Annotated in this window: 9 protein-coding genes and 1 riboswitch; of the genes, 6 read left to right on the top strand and 3 right to left on the bottom strand. The window is 64.5% G+C overall.

The features are described from left to right. Positions 1-55: 55 nt before the first annotated feature. Both ABWO90_RS11070 and ABWO90_RS11065 read left to right on the top strand, forming a co-directional pair. Positions 56-1,543, top strand: coding sequence for an efflux transporter outer membrane subunit (locus tag ABWO90_RS11070; protein ID WP_353191341.1), 1,488 nt, complete (start codon positions 56-58; stop codon positions 1,541-1,543). 559 nt (positions 1,544-2,102) lie between these two features. Then, entirely contained in the window at positions 2,103-2,741 is a 639-nt protein-coding gene (locus tag ABWO90_RS11065; protein WP_353191274.1) for a response regulator, read from the top strand. Between the two features lie 98 nt (positions 2,742-2,839). Here the strand turns inward: ABWO90_RS11065 and ABWO90_RS11060 are convergent, their stop codons facing one another. Next, entirely contained in the window at positions 2,840-5,062 is a 2,223-nt protein-coding gene (locus ABWO90_RS11060) for an FUSC family protein (RefSeq protein ID WP_353191273.1), read from the bottom strand. Positions 5,063-5,361: 299 nt separating this feature from the next. Here ABWO90_RS11060 and recC point away from each other — a divergent pair, with 299 nt between their 5' ends. The 3 genes from recC to recD are packed head-to-tail and all read left to right on the top strand — an operon-like array spanning position 5,362 to position 14,755. After that, positions 5,362-8,787 (top strand): exodeoxyribonuclease V subunit gamma, encoded by a 3,426-nt coding sequence (gene recC / locus ABWO90_RS11055; protein WP_353191272.1) that lies wholly within the window; start codon positions 5,362-5,364, stop codon positions 8,785-8,787. Then, entirely contained in the window at positions 8,784-12,656 is a 3,873-nt protein-coding gene (recB, locus tag ABWO90_RS11050) for an exodeoxyribonuclease V subunit beta (protein ID WP_353191271.1), read from the top strand. The genes recC and recB overlap by 4 nt, the downstream gene beginning before the upstream one ends. Continuing rightward, entirely contained in the window at positions 12,653-14,755 is a 2,103-nt protein-coding gene (gene recD, locus ABWO90_RS11045) for an exodeoxyribonuclease V subunit alpha (RefSeq protein WP_353191270.1), read from the top strand. The genes recB and recD overlap by 4 nt, the downstream gene beginning before the upstream one ends. On the opposite strand, the gene paeA is transcribed toward recD, so the two are convergent. Continuing rightward, the gene (gene paeA / locus ABWO90_RS11040) at positions 14,727-16,064 is read right to left on the bottom strand and encodes a polyamine export protein PaeA (RefSeq protein WP_353191269.1); all 1,338 of its coding nucleotides are present in this window, start codon (positions 16,062-16,064) and stop codon (positions 14,727-14,729) included. The genes recD and paeA overlap by 29 nt on opposite strands. Before the next feature lie 440 nt (positions 16,065-16,504). Between paeA and ABWO90_RS11035 the strand changes: the two genes are divergently transcribed. Further along, on the top strand, positions 16,505-17,596 hold the full coding sequence (locus tag ABWO90_RS11035; protein ID WP_353191268.1) for a hypothetical protein: 1,092 nt from the start codon (positions 16,505-16,507) through the stop codon (positions 17,594-17,596). Positions 17,597-17,742: 146 nt separating this feature from the next. Here ABWO90_RS11035 and thiC read toward each other — a convergent pair whose 3' ends face one another. Further along, positions 17,743-19,659, bottom strand: coding sequence for a phosphomethylpyrimidine synthase ThiC (gene thiC / locus ABWO90_RS11030; protein ID WP_353191267.1), 1,917 nt, complete (start codon positions 19,657-19,659; stop codon positions 17,743-17,745). 73 nt (positions 19,660-19,732) lie between these two features. After that, positions 19,733-19,831, bottom strand: a riboswitch (TPP riboswitch). Positions 19,832-19,935: the final 104 nt, after the last annotated feature.

The raw sequence follows: 19,935 nt of genomic DNA, 5'->3' as shown, positions 1-19,935 counted from the left end.
GTCTTACGCGGGCGCCGCTGCAGGGCAAACGCAGGGCGCGGGAACGTCGCGGGGCATGCGTCGCACGGCGACGTTCCTTGCGGCAAGTGCCGTGCTCTGGCTCGCCGGCTGTGCGGTGGGCCCCGATTACGTGCGTCCGCAGATCGATACGCCTGCCGCGTTCAAGGAAACCGGTGACTGGAAGCTCGCGGAACCCAGCGACGCCGCTGCCAAGGGCGACTGGTGGGCGATCTACCAGGATCCGGTGCTGGCCGATCTGATGTCGCAGGTCGACGTCAATAACCAGAACGTCAAAGTGGCCGAGGCGAATTACCGTCAGGCGCTCGCCGTGGCCTCGCAGGCGCGCTCGGCCTTCTTCCCGACGATCGGGGCCGACGCGAGCCTCACGCGCGCCAGCTCGCGTGTGAGCAATACGGCGGTGAGCGGCTCGGGCGTCGGCGGCATCTCGAACAGCTACAGTCTGTCGGGCACGGCAAGCTGGGAGCCGGACATCTGGGGCAGCGTGCGTCGTTCGGTCGAGTCGGGCGACGCGAGTGCGCAGGCGAGCGCGGCCGATCTGGCCAATGCGCGCCTGTCGGCGCAGGCGTTGCTGGCACAGAACTACTTCGATCTGCGCGTGACGGACGCGCAGAAAGCGTTGCTCGATCGCACGGTCACGGCGTTTGAACAGACGCTCAAGCTCACGCAGAATCAGTACGCAGTCGGCGTGGCGCAGCGCTCGGACGTGATTCAGGCGCAAACGCAGCTGCAATCGGCGCAAGCGTCGGCCATCGATATCGAAGTCACGCGCGCGCAACTCGAACATGCGATTGCGTTGCTCGTCGGCAAGGCCCCGGCGGCGTTTTCGCTGACGCCGTCTCCGTTGCATGCGGCGCTTCCGCCGGTGCCGGTGAGTCTGCCGTCGGCACTGCTCGAGCGGCGCCCTGACATCGCGTCCGCCGAGCGTGCGGTGGCCGCGGCGAACGCAAAGATCGGGGTGGCCAAGGCCGCGTTCTTCCCGGCACTCACGCTCGCGGCCACGGGCGGTTTCCAGAGCAACAGTTTTGCCAACTGGCTGACATTGCCGAGCCGCTTCTGGTCGGTGGGGCCTGCACTGGCGGCCACGCTCTTCGACGGTGGTCTGCGTCGTGCGCAAACCGATGCCGCCATTGCTGCCTACGACGCGCAGGTCGCGACTTATCGCCAGACGGTGCTCACGGCGTTTCAGTCGGTCGAGGACAATCTCGCCGCCTTGAACTATCTGGGACGCGAGGCCGCCGTACAGAATCAAGCGGTGCAGTCGTCGCGAGAAGCGGCGCAGCTCATCCTGAATCAATACAAGGCAGGCACCGTCAGTTTCCAGAATGTGTTGACAGCGCAGGCGACCGCTTACACCACCGAGCGTACTTCGCTGACGATTCTCGGCCGTCAATTCACGGCCAACGTGTTGCTCGTGACGGCACTTGGCGGTGGCTGGCATGGGTTGACACCGGACGGCGCGGACAGCACCGGCGGCGCCGCGTCCGACGCGGCGAAGGCTTCCGGCGCGGCAGCGCAGGAGTAACGCGTGGGCTGCGCTGCGCGGTCCCGCCTCCATTCCTGAGCCCATCCCCGAGCATTGGCCGGTTGATGCGACAGCCGACCGGTGCCCTCGCTTCGGTGCCGCCTTCCGACTACGCATCTATAGAGGGTCGCGCCGGGCCAATCACCAATTTCGGCATCGGTGTTTAAGGTAATTCCGAACTTCGGGTTCAGATTGCCGGAACGGGGCGATGCGAAACGTCCGAACCCCGGTGACCCGAGTAGCACAGACGAGGGCGCCGTACGTCTGTGCAATTTCACCTCCGGGCGCTTGCCGCCAAGCCATCCGACAGCAGTCACCGCTCTATCGGGCAGCATGCGGGCCTCGCGCGCATTGACCACGGCGCGTGGCAAGCTGCGCGGCGCCGACACGTTATGTGACATTTCCTATCAGGGGAGTGGCGTTCCTTTTTGCCAGAATGGTTCTGCTTCGTTGCGATGGCAGGCGCGAAGCACCGCGCGCTGCGAACTTGGCGATTGACCGGATTGCACGTGCGTCGACAACGGGGCTGCCAGATACCGCATACAGACAGGGGACAGGCATGACGATCAATGTCGTGGTCGCAGACGATCATCCAATTGTGCGTTTTGGAATTCGACGTCTGCTCGAAGAGCGGGAAATGATTCATCTGGTCGGCGAGGCGGCCAACTCGTCGGAACTCGTGGGATTGCTGGCCAAGGCGCCTTGCGACATTCTGGTGACCGATTTCTCGATGCCAGGGGGGCACTTCAAGGACGGACTCTTTCTCATCGGCTACGTGCGCCGGTACTTTCCGAACATCAAGATCATCGTCGTGACGATGCTGGAAAACCTGGCGATCCTGAGAGGGATGCTCAAGCTCGGTGTGCATTCGATTCTCTCGAAGCTCGACGAGCAGAGCTCGATTGCCGATATCGTCTGTGTGGTGGCCGACGGCAGTCGCTACATTCCCGCGAGTCTGGCAACGCGGCTGCACGATTCGGTCGTCGACGACACGGAGATCGACGCAACCAAGCTTTCCGGACGCGAAGTGGAAGTGGTGCGACTGTTCGTTTCGGGACTCACCATCAGCGAGATCGCTTTCAAGTTGAGTCGCAGTGTGAAGACTGTCAGCTCTCAGAAGACGAACGCCATGCGCAAGCTCGGGCTCGACCGCGACGTTGACCTCTATCACTACGCAACGCGCTCGGGGATTGCCTGACGCGAGTTGATCGCGTCGCTGCCCGCTGACGGCCGCCGCCCGCCGCCCGCCGCCCATTGCGGGCGGCGCCGATCATCGGAAGCTGTCGCAAACCACCGCTACGCGGGAAGCCGGATGCCGCGCATGTCACGCAAGATCAGCTCCCCGGCCCGCAGCATCTGTTTGAGTTGATGCACCACTTGCTTGATTTCCTGCACATGCGCGTCGGAGGCGTCCGGTAGCTGCTCCTGTGCCACAACGAGCGCGTCGAGACGACGGGTGTAATCGCGCATCGCCTCGGTTGCGGCCTGCGTGTCGGTTGGCACGGAAGCCGCCGGTGCCGCGACCGCCTGCGACAGCAGATCGCTGATCGCGGACACGACCTGCTTCAGCTCACCGCTCTTGTCCGCCGCAATCTGACGCGGCAGCACGTCCGACATCCCCGTGATGTACGACGCCATCACATGGTTCTGCACAAGCAGATCGTTCAGCTCCCCGACCGACACCTGCTTCGACTTCGGCTCAAGCATCATGCGCTTGAACGCCGCGCCGAAATTCCCGAACGCGATGTGCATGTCCTTGCGTGCCATGCGATAGGCGAGATCGTCGCGCTTGCCTCCACGCCCCGCACACGCCTCCAGATAGCCGCGCGTGGACTGCACCGCCTGCCGGATGAGCGGCCCCATCAGTCGGTATTCCCAGTACGGGAACAGATACGAGCACACGAGGGCTACGGTCGAGCCGATCAACGTATCGATGGCGCGCTCGCCGATCACCGACAACGATCCCGGCAGCAGGAAGTGGAACAGCAGCAGCACATACGACGACATGAACACGACCGACAGGCCGTAATTGAACAGCGACAGACTGTTGCCCATCACCATGCAGAAGAACATCAGGGCGAGCAGTATCCATGCCTTGTGTACGAAGGAGAGGATGACGAGCACGCTGACACAGCCGACGAGTGTCCCTGTCAGACGTTGTGCGTTTTTCTGCTTCGTCAGGCTGAAGCCGGGCTTCAGAATCACGATGATCGTGAGCAACACCCAATAGCTGTGCGCCTGTCCGGCCAGCAGCGACCAGTTCTCGCAGATGATCAGGCCGGCCGTGATCGCAATCGTGACCCGCAGCGCGTGACGAAAACTCGGCGAAGAGAAAGTCAGATTCTTCCAGATCAATTTCGGAGAAAAGCTCTGTCGCGATGTGAATCGCACGAGCGCCTGATCGATCTGCACCTCCGTTGCCGAGCCGGACGTGGCGAGGTTGGTATTGCGATGCATGCGCTCCACGATACGCGTGGCACTCCATACCCGACGAAAGGTGCTCGTGAGGGCCTGATACGCTTCCGGCGCACGCTGCGGCAGCGCCTGCTTGCGCATGATCTCGATTTCGTATTCGATGGCCCGGAACTCGGCTCGCCAACTGCGCTGGGCCCGCGAAGGCTCGTTCGTGGCAATGGCGTAACCGATGGCATCGACCTCGTTCGCGATCTTGCGCACCATGTCGCGGAAGAAGACGAGCACGTCGTTGTTCGCGAACTCGCGTCGCAGCATGGGGTAGTCGGTGTGGACCGACACCACCGTCTCATGCAGATCGACGATGTTGATGAACAGGTTGAACAGCATCGTGCGACGCGGCTCCAGTGTGCCGGTGCGCAGGCGCGGGAGGTTGCGCAGAATGATTTCCCGCGCGGCCTGCTGCTTCTCGACCACGTTGACCTGCGCGGCGATCAGGCGCCGGTAGCAGTCGTCGATATCGGTCGATGTGTCATAGAAGGCCGCTTTCGCGGCCAGATACTCGGAGGTGACGAAGAAGCTCTCGGCGAGCGTCTGCTGCTCGATGCGAAACCACCAGATGCGGCACACGACCAGACTGAAATAGGTGTACCAGAGCCCGCCGGCGAGCACGGCCCCGGCGTCGAGCACGGCCTGATGGCGCGTGAGATCGGCCTCGACATTGAGCACCATCATCATCAGACAAGCGAAGCTCACGAGCGACGCGCGCAGCCCGTAGACGACGAGCATCGACAGGCCGAACGTCAGGATGAGCGTGGTGAGCCATAACTGCCATGGCTGCGCGGCGGTGGCCATGCCGGTGATGAGGACGGTGAGCGCACCGAGCAGCGTGCAACTGAGCAGCTCCGTGTGCTTGTGCCGCAGCGGCCCGTTGATGTCGACCACGCTCGCGCACAGCGCGCCGGAGGCGACCTCGATGCCGAGCAGGTGCTGATCCATGCCCCAGAACAACACGAGGGCGGGCAACACGACACCCACTGCCTGCCGGGTGCCGCTGAAAAAGTAATGGCTATAGAGGAACTTCTTGATATCGGTCTGGTAGTCCATGCGTCGGGTGCGAGGGTTCCGCAGCAAAGCCAGCCGCGCGTCGGGGTACGGCGCGGCGCACAGAGAGTCTAGCCGAAGGCCCGTGCGCCGCGAAGGGGGGATACCGCCGGTTACACGCCGCATGCGGCTGTGCATCGGGAGGGAGATGCCGCCTGGCGCTCCCGTTCGGCCGGGCGACGGACGAGACCGACGCGACTGCCGTCACGCATGAAGAGGTGGAATTCCGGATCTGTCCGATGGGCCTCGCCCCGGGGCTTTTGCTATGCTTGCGAACAGACTCGCTAAGCCGCCACGCCCGCATGCTCCACCTATTCTTTTCCAACCGGTTCACCACGCTCGAAGCCGCACTGCTGCGCGATCTCGCCCAGGCCCCTGGCGGCGACGGCGCGAGCGGCAATCCGTTCGACACGGAAACCATCGTCGTGCCAAGCGTGGCGGTGCGCCGTCGCCTTGAGCTGGACTATGCGGACGTCTTCGGTGTGTGCGCGAATGTCCGTCTGACTTACCTGGCCCAATGGCTGTGGGACATGGCGGGCAAGCTGCTGACGGTGCCGGAGAGCTCGCCATTCGCCCCGGACCGTCTCGTCTGGCCGCTGTATCAATGCCTGGCCCAACCGTGGGTGCAAGCGTCGCCACGGCTGGCGGGCTATCTGGCGGGGGCTGACGACGTCATGCGCTTCGAGCTTGCGGAGCGTCTGGCGCATATTTACGACCAATACCTGACGTACCGCCCCAATTGGCTCGAGCGGTGGCAATCCGGCGACGCGATCGATCCCGGCGTCGCAACGGGGTGGGGCGACGTTCAGCGGGCCGATGAGGTCTGGCAGCGAATGTTGTGGCAAAAGGTGCTGGCACATCTGGAGATTCGGGAGCGCCATCCGACGCTGCGCGCCATCGACCGAATCGAGCAATTGACTGCCGATACCGTACCCGCCGGGTGGCCGGCGCGCGTGTCGGTCTTTGCGTTGTCTTCCATGCCGCCGCTGTCGATGGCGTTGCTCAAGGCGATGTCGCGACTGATCGACGTACACCTATACGTGCTCAATCCGTGTGAGGGTTACTGGTTCGATATTGTGGCGCCGTCGCGCCTGTCGTATCTCGCACGTCGGGACGGTACGGCGCACCGGGAGGTGGGACATCCCCTGCTCGCGGAGTGGGGGCGCCAGACGCAGTCGCACATCGACGCGTTGTACGCCGATCTTGCGCCGCAGGCGGTCGAGGACCGCGCACTGTTTCAGCCGAATCCCGCGCCGACGCTGCTCGCCGCGCTGCAGAACGGCATCCTCACACTGGACGACGGCCGCCATGGTGCACCGGAGGGAACGCGTGCCGACGGTTCGGTGCAGGTTCACGTCTGTCACAGCCTGGCGCGGCAGATTGAAGTGCTGCACGATCGGTTGCTGGCGTGTTTCGACGAGATTCCCGATCTGCGTCCCGATGACGTGCTGATCACCGTGCCCGATCTGGGCCGGGCGGCACCGCTCATCGACGCGGTATTCGGTACCGCGACACCCCGGATTCCGTATCTGGTGACGGGCCTCCCGCCCACGCGAACCAACCCGGTAGCTCGCGCCTTTGCGTCGATTCTGGCGTTGCCGCAACTGCGGGTGGCCGCGTCCGATTTGGTCGAACTGGCGCGCACGGAGGCGGTGGCCCAACGCTACGACCTTGGCGGCAACGTGCTCGACGCCATCCAGAACTGGCTGCACGCGGCTGGCGCCCGGCGCGGCTGGCGGGGAGACGCGTTGCTGCGCCTCGATGCATCGGGGAAAGCGAACACTGCGAACGCCGCGGACGGCGCTGTCGCCCCCGCGCTCGAGCGCCACACGCTGGGCGACGCCATGATGCGTCTGTTCCTGGGGTATGCGTTGCCGGACGATGCGCTGCCCGTCGACGACTGGCTCCCTGTCGGGGGGATCGAAGGCGGCCGGGCGGAGTTGCTGGGACAACTGGCGCGCCTGATCGACGATCTCGATCTCACGGCGCTCACGCTACAGACAGAACGCACCGGCCTGGCCTGGCGCGATCAGTTGCTGGCGATGCTCGAGCAGTTTTTTTCGGACGAACCACGATTTGCCGACGATGTTGCCGAAGTCCGCATGGCCATCGAGCAGATCGGTTCGGCGATCGCCGATGGTGCACCGGACGTGCAGGTACCCGTCGAGGTCGTGGCCCGGGTGCTGGCCGACGCACTCGACGATCCGACCCGTGGCGGCGTGCCGTCGGGGCGTGTGACCTTTGCGGCGATCCCGAGCTTGCGTCTGCTGCCGTATCGGGTGGTGTGCATGATCGGCATGGACGACGGCGTGTTGCCGGGGCGGGTGCGCGCCGACGAGTTCGACCTGATGCGTGCGTTGCCGCAGCGCGGCGACCGCCAGCGTCGCGACGACGAGCGCAATCTCTTCCTCGACCTGATGTTGAGCGCGCAGGATCGCTTCCTCATTACCTACACGGGGCGAAGCGTGCGGGACAATGCACCGCTCCCGCCGTCGACGGCCGTGGACGAACTTCTCGACTTCACCGGTCAGTTGCTTGCCCCGGTGTCGCAGGGTTTTGGTCTGGAGGAACAACGCGAAGCCCGTGGGCGTGTCGTCGTGCTGCATCCCTTGCAACCGTTCTCTCCCGCGTACTTCGACGGACACGATGCTTCGCTCTATAGCTATGACGTCTCGAATGGCGAGGCAGCACAGCAACTGGCGGATCAATTGGCGTCGCCGGCCGCCGCGGCGCCCGACGCGCCGTTCGTGGGGGAGTCGTTGCCGGCAGTGGCCCAGACGCATCTGACGCTCGACGACCTGCTGCGCTTCTGGCGTCATCCCGGGCGTGCGTGGGCGCGCGACCGGTTGGGGCTTTCACTCGGCGAAATGCTTACGGAAGTCGAGGACGAGGAGCCCTTCGTGCTCGACTGGGCCGGGCGCGATGCGTTGGCTTCACGGTTGCTGCCGCGTCTGCTGCGTCAGGCCGATGGCGACGCGCGCACGCAGGCCGAAGCCATCGATCGAATCGCCAGAGTCAGTCACGAGTTGCCGGGCGGCGCGACCGGCGCCGTTTGGCGTCGGCGTGAACTCGGCGGACTGCGCGCGCTCGCGACGCAGGTCCGTGAAGCCCAGGCCGAAGGGACGCAGGAGCTGCTGATTACGCTGCCCTTGCAGCCCGCGCTTCCGCCGTCGTGGAAGGCGGCAACGAACGTCGAATGGCATGGAGACGCGACGCTGTCGGCCGATTGCCTGTTACAGGGGCGTCTCGCGCCGGTGTCGCGCTACGGGCTGGTGATGTACCGCTACGGCAGCATGCGCCCGAGCGATTTGCTCGCGGCGTGGGTCGCACATCTCGCGCTCTGTGCGCATCTCCAGCAACCGTCCAATGCCGGGATGGATGTGGCCGCGCGCACGCTGTGGTACGGGGAGAGCGAGACCTTTGCGCTGCGTCCGGTGGACGACGCCGCAACGTTGCTCGGGCAATGGGTCGCGTTGTACCGGCTTGGACAGACTCGGCCGCTGCCGTTCTTTGCGCGCAGTGCGTGGAAGCTGGCGAGCACCGGCAAGCTGTCCGAGGCGGAAAGTGCGTGGCAGGGATCCGCGTTCTCGCGCGGCGACGCCGATGATCCCTACAGCCGGCTCATCTGGCGCGGTGTGGAGAATCCGCTAGCCCCGCCCTTCGACTTGCTCGCGAATGCCGTGTTCGGTCCGGTAGTGCAGCACCTTGAAGTCGTGGAGGGCGCATGACGCAGCTCATCGACCTGGACGTCTTCCGTTGTGATCTCGACGGCGTTTGTCTGATCGAGGCGTCGGCCGGCACCGGCAAGACGTGGAATATCTGTGCGCTGTACGTGCGTTTGCTGCTCGAGAAGCGGTTGACTGTCGAGCAGATTCTCGTCGTCACGTTCACGAATGCCGCGACTGCCGAATTGCGCGAGCGGATACGTGGGCGCCTTGCAGGACTGGTCGCAGCCATGACGCCGCTTTTCGGCGACGAGGATACCGGGGCGGAAGATGCGGCGGACGACGATTTCCCGGACTTCGACCCCGACGCCAGCGACGATCCGCTGTTTACCGTGATGATCGCCGGGCTGATCGAGCGTGGGGACATGGCGCCGAAAGCCATCCGTGAGTGCCTTCAGACGGCATTGCGCGGATTCGATCAGGCATCGATTCACACCATCCACGGCTTTTGCCAGCGTGCGCTGGCCGAGGTGCCGTTCGCGGCCGGCCTGCCCTTCGCGTATGAGCTGGTGCCGGACGACAACGGCGTGCGTCACGATCTGGCGGTCGAGTTCTGGCGTCGTGTGGTCGAGCCGCTCGCCTCGCAGGACGATGGTTTCGCCGCGTGGCTCGTCGACCGCAAGCGTTCTCCGGGCACGCTGACCGATCAACTGGCGCGCCGTCTCAAGAAACCGATGTCGATGCTGCGCTGGCCATCGGCTGTCGATGCCGCAACGCAGACGGCGCCGGATTCGGCCTTGCTCGCCACCTACGTGCAAGCTTGCGAGTGCTGGGAGGCCGAGGCGTCCGTCATTGCCGAGTTGATGCGCAAGGCGCTGCCGTCGTACAAAAAGAACATCTATCACGAGGCATCGCTGGCCCAGGCGGTCTCGGCATGGCAGCGCTATCTGGGCGCATCCGATGCCGGCGCCTTGCTCGCGCAGAAGGCCGAGTTGCTCACGGCGACGCGGCTTGCCAGGGACATCAAGAAAGGCGAGACGCCGCCGGATCACCGCTTTTTCGACATGGCCGACGTGCTGGTTCGCGCGCGTGCCGATGCCGACGAGCGTTACGCCATGCAATGGTTGCGAGTCTTGCGCGAGTGGCTGATGCAGGCACCCGAGCAGTTGGCAATGCGCAAACGCGAATTGCGGGTGGTGTCGTTTGACGATCTGCTCGGCAACATTGCACGCGCGTTGAGCCAGCACCCGGATCTGGCCGATGCGCTGCGCGAGCGCTATCCGTGTGCGTTGATCGACGAATTTCAGGATACGGACCCGCTGCAGTTCGCCATCTTCAGCGCGGTGTACGGGCAACGACCGACAGCGTCCGCGGAAGACGGCCGGGGGCCGATGTTCATGGTCGGCGATCCCAAGCAGGCCATCTACAGCTTTCGTGCGGCCGATCTCCACACCTATCTCGCGGCGCGCGAGAACGCCGATGCTGCCTACACGCTGGCTGTGAATCAGCGTTCGACGCCTGCCATTATCGAGGCAGGTAATCGGCTGTTCGGTGCCAACGAGCGTGCATTCGTGCTCGACGGGCTGGCGTACCCGCCGGTGCGTCCGGGCGCGAGGCGCAGGCCCCCGCTCTCGGATGTGCGGGAAGTGGCCGACTTCACCGTGTGGTGGCTGCCCGACGACGACGAACCGCTATCCAAGGACGAAGCGCAGCAAGCCTGCGCCCGGGCGACGGCGGCAGAAGTGGCGCGCCTGCTGGCCGGGGCAGCGCGAGGTGACGTGCTCGTGGGGGACCACCCCCTTGCGCCGGGCGATATTGCGGTCATTGTCCAGACGCACCGTCAGGGAGCGTTGATGAAGGCGATGCTGGCCGAACATGCCGTGGGCAGTGTCGAACTGACGCAAGACTCGGTGTTCGCCAGCGAAGAGGCGGAAACGTTATTGCGCGTGCTGCGTGCGGTGGAATCGCCGGGCGATGTGCGTGCACTGCGCGCGGCGCTGGCCACCGAACTGTTCGGGCTCGACGCGACAGCGTTGTACCGCATGCAGACAAGTGAAGCGTCCGACGCCGAGGCCATCGCCTGGATCGAGCGGCTGCAACGTTACCGACAGTTGTGGACGGATCGCGGTTTCTCGGCGATGTGGCGCACGCTCATGCGCGAACTCGGACTGTCGGCGCGTCTCGTGGCACAGTCCGGCGGGGAGCGGCGTCTGACGAATTTCATGCACCTTGCCGAATTGGCGCAGGCACGCTGGGCAGAGCAGCCGGGCATGCCGGCACTCTTGCGCTGGCTGGCGTCGCAGCGCAACGCGAGCGGTGGCGAGGAAGCGCAACTGCGCCTCGAGTCCGATCAGAATCTCGTGCAGATCGTCACCGTTCACAAGTCCAAGGGGCTGGAATACGGCGTGGTGTTCTGTCCGTTCCTGTGGGACGGCGCGGTCCGGGATGGCGGCGCACTGGAGGGGCTTGAGTACCACGACGGACCCACGGCCGTGATCGACTTCACCGACGAAGCGGGCAAGGGCTCGGCGGCGGCCGGCGCATTGCGTCAGGAGCAATCGGCCGAGCAGGCGCGACTGCTGTATGTGGCACTGACACGCGCGGTCTACCGCTGCTATCTGGCTGCCGGGATCTACGCCTCCAGACGCAGCGTCAAGGAGGCGTGCGGCGGCATGCTCAACTGGTTGGCGGCCGGGCAGGGCATTCCGTTCAATGACTGGATTTCGTCGACGCTCGATACCGACGAGCGCACGGCAGCGATTCGCACGGCCTGGAAGGCGCTCGTCGGCGGACCGCTCGATGTCGTGCCATTGCCCGTCGGCGATGCCCTCGACGTGGGGACCCGCGTAGTGCACGACGCCGCGCCGGCACTCGTCACACGCGCCAGCACGCGTGCGTTGCGTGAAGTCTGGCGCATTGGGAGTTTTTCGGGTTTGCTGGCGGGCATGCACACAGGGCCGCAACTGGGCGGCGGGCAACTGAGTGCGCCGGAACGCACGCGCCCGGATTACGATGCGCAAGCCAATGCCGGGCCGACCTTTGCCTTGCCGCCTGAGGGCGACGACGTCTGGCCGCCGTCTGACGACATTCTTCGCTTCCCGCGCGGCCCGGCCGCCGGGGAAAGCCTGCACCGCGTTTTTGAACTGGCGGATTTTCAGACGCGCTCGCAATGGCCGCACGCCGTTTCACGGGCGTTGCGCGAGCGTCCGCCAGGGCGCGGAGCAGAGAGCAACGACACTTGGCGCGCCATGATGATGAACATGCTCGCCGACACGCTGGCCACGCCGCTGCGTCCGGGGCTGCGCCTTGCCGATGTCGCGATGGCGGAACGGCTCACCGAAATGGAGTTCACGTATCCCGCCGACACCGTTTCGCTCGATGCCTTGCGCGCTCTGCTGCGCCAGTTCGGTTATCCGGATCTGCCGCTCGATGCCACGGTGCTGCGCGGCTATCTCAAGGGCTTCATCGATCTTGTGTTCCGGCACGGTGCGCAGTGGTGGATTCTCGACTGGAAGTCGAACTATCTCGGAACCGCGCCGGAAAATTATGGGGCGGACGGTCTGCGTGAAGCCATGGCCGACCACGGCTATCACCTGCAATACCTGTTGTACACACTGGCGTTGCACCGCTATCTGCAACGCCGATTGCCTGATTACGACTACGACCGGGACATGGGCGGCAGCCTCTATCTGTTTGTGCGGGGCGTGCGCCCCGACTGGACCAGCGCGCATCTGACCGGTGACGATATCCCGGGCGTCTTCTTCGACAAGCCTTCGCTGGAGATGGTGAGCGCGCTCGATCATTTGTTCGCGGCAGGGGAGAACGCGGCATTGGCCGAGGCACTGGCACTGGATGTGCGTACCGCTGGCGGTGAGAGCACGCATGTCGCAGACGCAGCCGATATTGCCGACACCCACGGGGAGGGCGCATGAGCGACGTGCGCCATCTGAGCGAGACGTCCGGCGCACAACTCGCCGACAGCGGGGTGGTACGCTTGGCGCAGGGGTTCGCGCGTCGCATGTCGCTCCTCGCCAAGGGCAACGGCGCAGACGATGTCATTTGCCGCTATGTGTGGCGTGCGTCGCTCGCCGTAAGTCTCGCGACAGCCGAGGGGCACGTGTGTGTGCCGCTGGATAACCTGCTGGACGCGCAAGCCAGCGGTGAACTGTTCCCGGGCGACGCGCCCGCGTTGTCGGTCTGGCGTGACGCCCTGTTCGACAGCGGCCTGTGTGCGCCGGCAAGTCTGGCGATGGCGCTGGCGAACGATACGCAGGCGAATGCGTTCCCGTTGCTGCTGGACGATCGCGACCGCCTCTATCTGGCGCGCTACTACAGCTATGAGGCGCGTCTGGCGACAGCGCTTGGCCGCAAGCTGACGCTACCGCAACAGCCCGCCATCACGGCGGAGGATCGAACCCGCCTGTGGCGCTATTTCGGTGAAGGTGTCCTGACCGGCTCGGATGGGCAACGCGAGCCGAACTGGCAGATGGCTGCGGCAGCACTCGCCCTTCAACGTGCCCTGGTGGTACTCAGCGGTGGCCCGGGCACCGGCAAGACGACCACCGTGGTGGGCTTGCTCGCCTGTTTGCTCGAGCGCGACGCGAACCTGCGCGTAGCGCTCGCTGCGCCGACCGGAAAGGCGGCGCAGCGCATGCAGGAGGCGCTCGCGGCCCGTCAGGATTTGCCGGAGGCCGTACGGCGGGCACTGCCGGAGGCGGCGCTCACGTTGCATCGTCTGCTTGGCGTGCTACCCGAATCCGCCGATCAGGTCGGACGGCGTTTCCGTCATCACGCGGGCAATCCGCTGCCCTACGATCTGATCGTGATCGACGAGGCGTCGATGATCGACCTGTCGATGGCAACGCAATTGCTGGAAGCCGTTCCCGAAGGCGCACGGCTGATTCTCCTCGGCGACAAGGATCAGTTGGCCGCAGTCGAAGCCGGGGCCGTCTTCGGTGAGTTGAGCGCACAGCGTGAGTTCTCGCCCGAGATGCGCGCGAATCTGTTGTTCGCGCTCGGCTGGCCGGAGACTGACCCGCCCCGCTCCGGGCCGTTGATGATCGAGCGCACGCGTGAGGATAATGCGCGCGGCGCAACGTCTCGTGCTCGGGTTGCCCGCGGATTGGAAGACGCGGTCGTGTGGCTCGAACGCACCTATCGGTTTGGCGAGCACTCCGCCATCGGCCGGCTGGCGACCGCCATCAAAGCGGGGAAGGTCATCGAGGCACGCAAGGAATTCACTGTGCCCGATGGCGAGCGAGCGCCGGACATGGCTGGCGCCGATCGCGTGACGCTGGCGGAAGATGCCGGGATGCAGTTATCGCCCTCGAATCTGAATGCACTGGCAGACGGCTATGCGGCCTACCTCGAAGCCTTGACTCAGGCGATTACGACCATCGGGCAATTGGGGGATCCGGCAGCGGCAACTACGGCCGACATTGCCATGGTGGCGCAGCCGGTTTTCGCGGCGTTCGGCCAATTCCGCGTGTTGTGTGCGACGCGCGGCGGTCGGCGCGGTGTCGAGTTCCTCGGTGTGCAACTGACCGCATTGCTCGCACGGCGCGCAGGCGTGGCGCTGGGTGCCGGGAGCGGTGCGTGGTTTGCGGGGCGTCCGGTATTGGTGACGCAAAACGAGTACGCGTTGAACCTGTTCAACGGCGACATCGGGATCGCGTTGCCGCTGGGTCCGTCCGGTACATTGCGTGTGGCGTTTGCGACGCCCGACGGGGGATATCGGCTTTACTCGCCGGCCAGCCTTCCCGCGCATGAAACGGCGTTCGCCATGACCATCCACAAGTCGCAAGGCTCGGAATTCGATCGCGTGGCCATTGTGCTGCCGGAGCAGGCGAGCCGGGTGCTGTCACGGGAGTTGATCTATACCGGGGTGACGCGCGCACGGCGTCAGGTTGCGCTTTATGCGCCGTGGCAGGTTATCGCGTCGGCCATCGCGCGGCCGACGCAGCGCGATGGCGGATTGACCGACCGTTTGCGAGAGGTGCTGGCTACGATGCCTGATCCGTTGCCGCGCTGACGGCTTCGGCGACCGTGTCCAGACGGGTTACGAGCAACTGGTCGATCTTGTAGTTGTCGATGTCGACCACTTCGAACTTGTAGCCCGCCGCCTGGGTCGCTTCGGACTTTTTGGGAATGCGCTTGAGCTGATAGATCATGAATCCGGCGATGGTTTCGAATTCGCCCTCGCCGGGCAGTTCGTCGATATTGAGCGCCTTCTTCACGTCTTCGACCGAGGTGACGCCGTCCACGAGCCACGAGTGCTCGTCACGTTGCACGATCTGATCCTCGTCGGCCGGGTGAACCACATCGCCCATGAGGGCACCCACAATGTCGTTGAGTGTGACGACGCCGACCACCATCCCGTATTCGTTAATGATGACGGCAAAGCCCTCCCGCGTTTCCTTGAAGCGGGCGAGGGCTTCGGACAGGTTCAGCGTGTCGGGAATGACCAGCAGCTTTTTTGCGTAGAGGCGATCCAGATTGCGGATCACGCTCGACAGGTCCTCGCTCGCAATGCGCTGGAGCAAGTCTTTCGAATCGACGTAGCCGAGCACATTGTCGATCTCGTCGCGACAGACCAGATACTTCGAATGCGGGCTTTCCGTGATTTTGTGGAGGATGCTTCGCTCGTCTTCGGCGATGGTGAAGTACACCACGTCGTCGCGGAACGTCATGACCGAGCCGACCGTGCGCGACTCGAGTTCGAACACGTTCTCGATCAGATGCAATTCCTGTTTGCGCAATACACCGGCCTGCGCGCCCGCGCCGACCATTGCCGCAATGTCCTCCGAGGTGATGTTTTCAATGGCGTGCGTCGGCAACTTGAAGATGCGCAGGAAGAGATTGGCGATGCCGTTGAAGACGAAGACGAGCGGGCGCAGGATCTTCAGGCAGAGCAGCATCGGATCGATGATGGCCGTGGCGACGCGCTCCGGATTGACCATCGCGAGACGCTTCGGAATCAGGTCGGCGAACTGGATGAATGCGATGGTAATGAACAGGAACGAGCCGATGCCGGACAGTCGCAGGGCGAGCGCCTGATTCATGAACGGCGAAAGCCATTCGAGCAGGTAGCCGGTGAGGAAGCTCTCGCCGAGCACACCGCCGAGAATCGCCACGGCGTTCACCCCGATCTGCACGACAGTGAAGAAGTTGCCGGGCTGCTCCTTGAGGGCGAGCACCTTGACGGCCTGCTCGTCGCCCTTTTCCATCAGCACCTGGAGCTTGGTCCGCTTGGCGGCCGTCAGCGAAATTTCGGCGGCGGAGAAGAAGGCGCTCGCTAGCACCAGCAACAAGATACTGAAAAGAAAACCGTAACCACTCATATTGATGTCCCTGTACGTGCGAAGGCGATACTGGCCGGGACGCAGACTGGACCGGGTCGCACGGGGGAGGGTCCGATGTCAGGGAGACATTTCAAAACAAGGCCCCGGGGGCCGTCATTTTGAGATGCCTTCGGGCTGGGCGCGGAGGAGGCGTCACCGGGGCCATCGGGCCGTCCGGAGGAGCGCATCGGCCGCGTCGGCCGTACCGCTGTCCGATAGCATGCCATAAGTTCGGCGCACGACGACAGCCGATCCCAAGGCGCCTCGCGCAGCGACGCGTTGGCGCTGTCTACTTCCGGACGGTGGCGCGCGCGAGCTGCGCGACTTCGCGTTCGGAACCGACAATCCCTGCAAGACCGTTCCGGCATCGTGAGCGTCGCTTCGGCGTCGTGTCGAAGTCGTGGCACTCGGCCACGCATCTCATCTTCGAGGACATCACGATGAATTACGGGATACAGCCTGCGAATTTCAGTCTTGGCATGGGCAGCATCGCCATGCCCACGCCCATCGCGTTGAACTTCGCCCAGGCGCCGACCGACCTTGGCCGCATGCCGTTACTGCGCGCTTTGAATGTGCACGCCGAGCGTCAACCCAGCGTCTCGGCCTCGCATGGCGGCAGTCAGACCCCGGACGCACGCAAGGCGAGCCATATGCGCGCCGACTTCACCGGTATCGGCTCGGGGAAAGACGCCGCCGAGTCGGGGACCGGGCCGCGCACGCCGGGTTGTGCCATCGACGGCGGCGGCATCGACGCAACGGATGCACGCGTCCACGGCCGGGCACCCCAGCGTGCCCAGCCGGTACTGTGTCCGTCCGCGGCGGAAACGCTCTACGTTTGTGCAGGCGTGCCGGACGCCCCCGTGCGCGGCGGGGTGCTGGCGATTCGCAATCACCCGGTGCTCATGCCGGGAGGGCGCAGCGAGCGCGCGCAAGTCTGCCGCGACATCGTGAACGGCTCGATGTTGGGCACGGAGGGACGCAATGGCACCGTTAGCGCGGATGTCGCGCCCAGTCGCGACGATGTGACGCGGACCCTTCTGGCCGCGGCGCAGCGCTGGACGGGGCACTCGACGTTGGTGGGCAAGAAGGTGTGGGCGAAGGCGTGTGACGAGTTCGACTCGCCCGCCAAGTTCATCGGAAACGTGAACGAACAGTTGCACGCGGGTCAGCGTGTGCTGCCGTCGCGCGAGAGCACGGGGTGGATGCTGCGCGTGGGTTTCGCCAGCAGTTTGCCGATGCATCAGGCAATGGTGCGTGCCGACTTGCCTGCCTCCGTCGGACTGGGCAGTGAAGACTGGATCAAGCTCTCGCTGGCCATCGAGCAACTTGGCGACGCGCACTGGGAGATGCGCCACGATGACGTGATGGCGGCAGCGGCGTTGCCTGCGACCGACACGAAGGCCTTTACCGCGCTCGCGACGTCGGTGTCGTCGCGGCCGGCGCATGTTGCGACGCAGCGTCTGCGCAACCAACTGACGCAGCGCGGTATGCCGACCGCACCGGCGGCGAGTACGGGCCTGCCAGCAGCGTAACGCACGGGGTGTGTGTCGACTGACATCGAGCACACATCGAGCAGAAAGGAAAAGCGCCCGGGATTTCCGGGCGCTTTTTCATGACGTCAGCATCGGGGAAGCGTCACGCAAAACGCGAGATCCCGCCGATGCCACCGACGCATGCATCAGGTACGGCGATAGATCTCGGCGCCGCTCTTGACGAACTCGACGGCCTTGACCTCCATACCTTGCTTGAGCGCGGCTTCGTCGGAGAGCCCTTGCTTGGCCGCGTAATCGCGCACGTCCTGCGTGATCTTCATCGAGCAGAAGTGCGGACCGCACATCGAGCAGAAGTGCGCAACCTTGGCCGAATCCTTCGGCAGCGTCTCGTCGTGGAATTCGCGTGCCTTGTCCGGATCGAGACCGAGGTTGAACTGGTCTTCCCAACGGAACTCGAAGCGCGCCTTCGACAGGGCGTTGTCGCGAATCTGCGAGCCCGGATGTCCCTTGGCGAGATCGGCGGCGTGCGCGGCAAGCTTGTACGTGATGATGCCTTCCTTCACGTCGTCCTTGTTCGGCAAGCCAAGGTGTTCCTTCGGCGTGACGTAGCACAGCATGGCCGTGCCGTACCAACCGATGGTCGCGGCGCCGATGCCCGACGTGATGTGGTCATAACCCGGGGCGATATCCGTGGTGAGCGGTCCGAGCGTGTAGAACGGCGCTTCGTCGCAGTACTCGAGCTGGAGATCCATGTTCTCCTTGATGAGCTGCATCGGCACGTGGCCCGGGCCTTCGATCATGACCTGCACGTCGTGCTTCCACGCGATTTGCGTCAGCTCGCCCAGCGTCTTCAGTTCGGAGAGTTGCGCTTCGTCGTTGGCGTCGTAGATCGAACCCGGACGCAGACCGTCGCCCAGCGAGAACGCGACGTCATACGCCTTCATGATTTCGCAGATCTCTTCGAAGTGCGTGTACAGGAAGCTTTCCTTGTGGTGGGCGAGGCACCACTTGGCCATGATCGAGCCACCGCGGCTGACGATACCCGTCATGCGGTTGGCCGTCATCGGCACGTAGGCCAGACGCACGCCGGCGTGGATCGTGAAGTAGTCGACGCCCTGTTCGGCCTGCTCGATGAGCGTGTCGCGGAACATTTCCCAAGTCAGGTCTTCGGCCTTGCCGTTCACCTTCTCGAGGGCCTGATAGATCGGCACCGTGCCGATGGGCACCGGGCTGTTGCGCAGAATCCACTCGCGCGTTTCGTGAATGTGCTTGCCGGTCGACAGATCCATCACGGTGTCGCCGCCCCAGCGGATCGCCCACGTCATCTTGTCGACTTCTTCGCCGATCGACGACGTCACGGCCGAGTTGCCGATGTTCGCGTTGATCTTCACGAGGAAGTTACGGCCGATGATCATCGGCTCCGATTCCGGGTGGTTGATGTTGTTCGGGATGATGGCGCGACCGCGGGCGATTTCGCTGCGCACGAATTCCGGCGTGATCTCGGCGGGAATGCTCGCGCCGAAATGCTGACCCGGGTGCTGGCGCGAAAGCAGCTTGGCCAGGCGCTCGCCCTGCGGGCCGGCGTTGCGCACGCTCTCGATGTATTCCTGGCGGCGCAGGTTTTCGCGAATCGCGACATACTCCATTTCGGGCGTGATGATGCCCTGACGCGCGTAGTGCATCTGCGACACGTTCTTGCCGGCCTTGGCGCGACGCGGGGTGCGGTGCAAGCCCGGGAAACGCAGGTCGGCGGTGGCGGCGTCGGCTGCGCGCTCGCGGCCGTAGGCCGAGGTCAGGCCGTCGAGCGACTCGGTGTCGGCGCGCTCGTCGATCCAGGCGGCGCGCAGGGCGCTCAGACCGGAGCGAATGTCGATCTTGGCGTTCGGGTCGGTATACGGGCCCGAACAGTCGTACACATAGATCGGCGGGTTCTTCTCGCCGCCAAAGCTTGTCGGGGTGTCGGCTTGCGAGATTTCACGCATCGGCACCTGAATGTCGGGGCGCGAGCCTTCCACGTAGATCTTGCGGGAATTCGGCAGCGGTGCGATCGCGGCTTCGTCCACGCGCGCGTTGGCTGAGAGGAACTTCGGATTGGCGTTCATGCAATGTCTCCTGGCGGGGCACGTGTTGACGCCGACAAATTCGGCGCAAAGCGGCTCAGGAGCATGAACGGGGGCGAGGAATTTCTACGCTCCCTGCGCTGGCATTATCCAGATCAGGTTCTAAGGGTATTTCTCACCCACAACTCACGTTGCAGGACCCCTGCGCTTAGCTTTGCGGCAACGATACACCGACATGCCGGGCGAACACAAGCTCGATGTGTCCCGAAAAACGTGAACGGATGATGGTGCAATGCGACATGCCGCGCGGCTGCGGTG

Source organism: Pandoraea pnomenusa (assembly GCF_040391475.1).
In the GTDB taxonomy this organism is placed as follows: Bacteria; Pseudomonadota; Gammaproteobacteria; order Burkholderiales; family Burkholderiaceae; genus Pandoraea; species Pandoraea pnomenusa_C.
The sequence above is the reverse complement of the archived record's forward strand: the minus strand, read 5'-3'. Positions and strand labels throughout refer to the sequence as shown.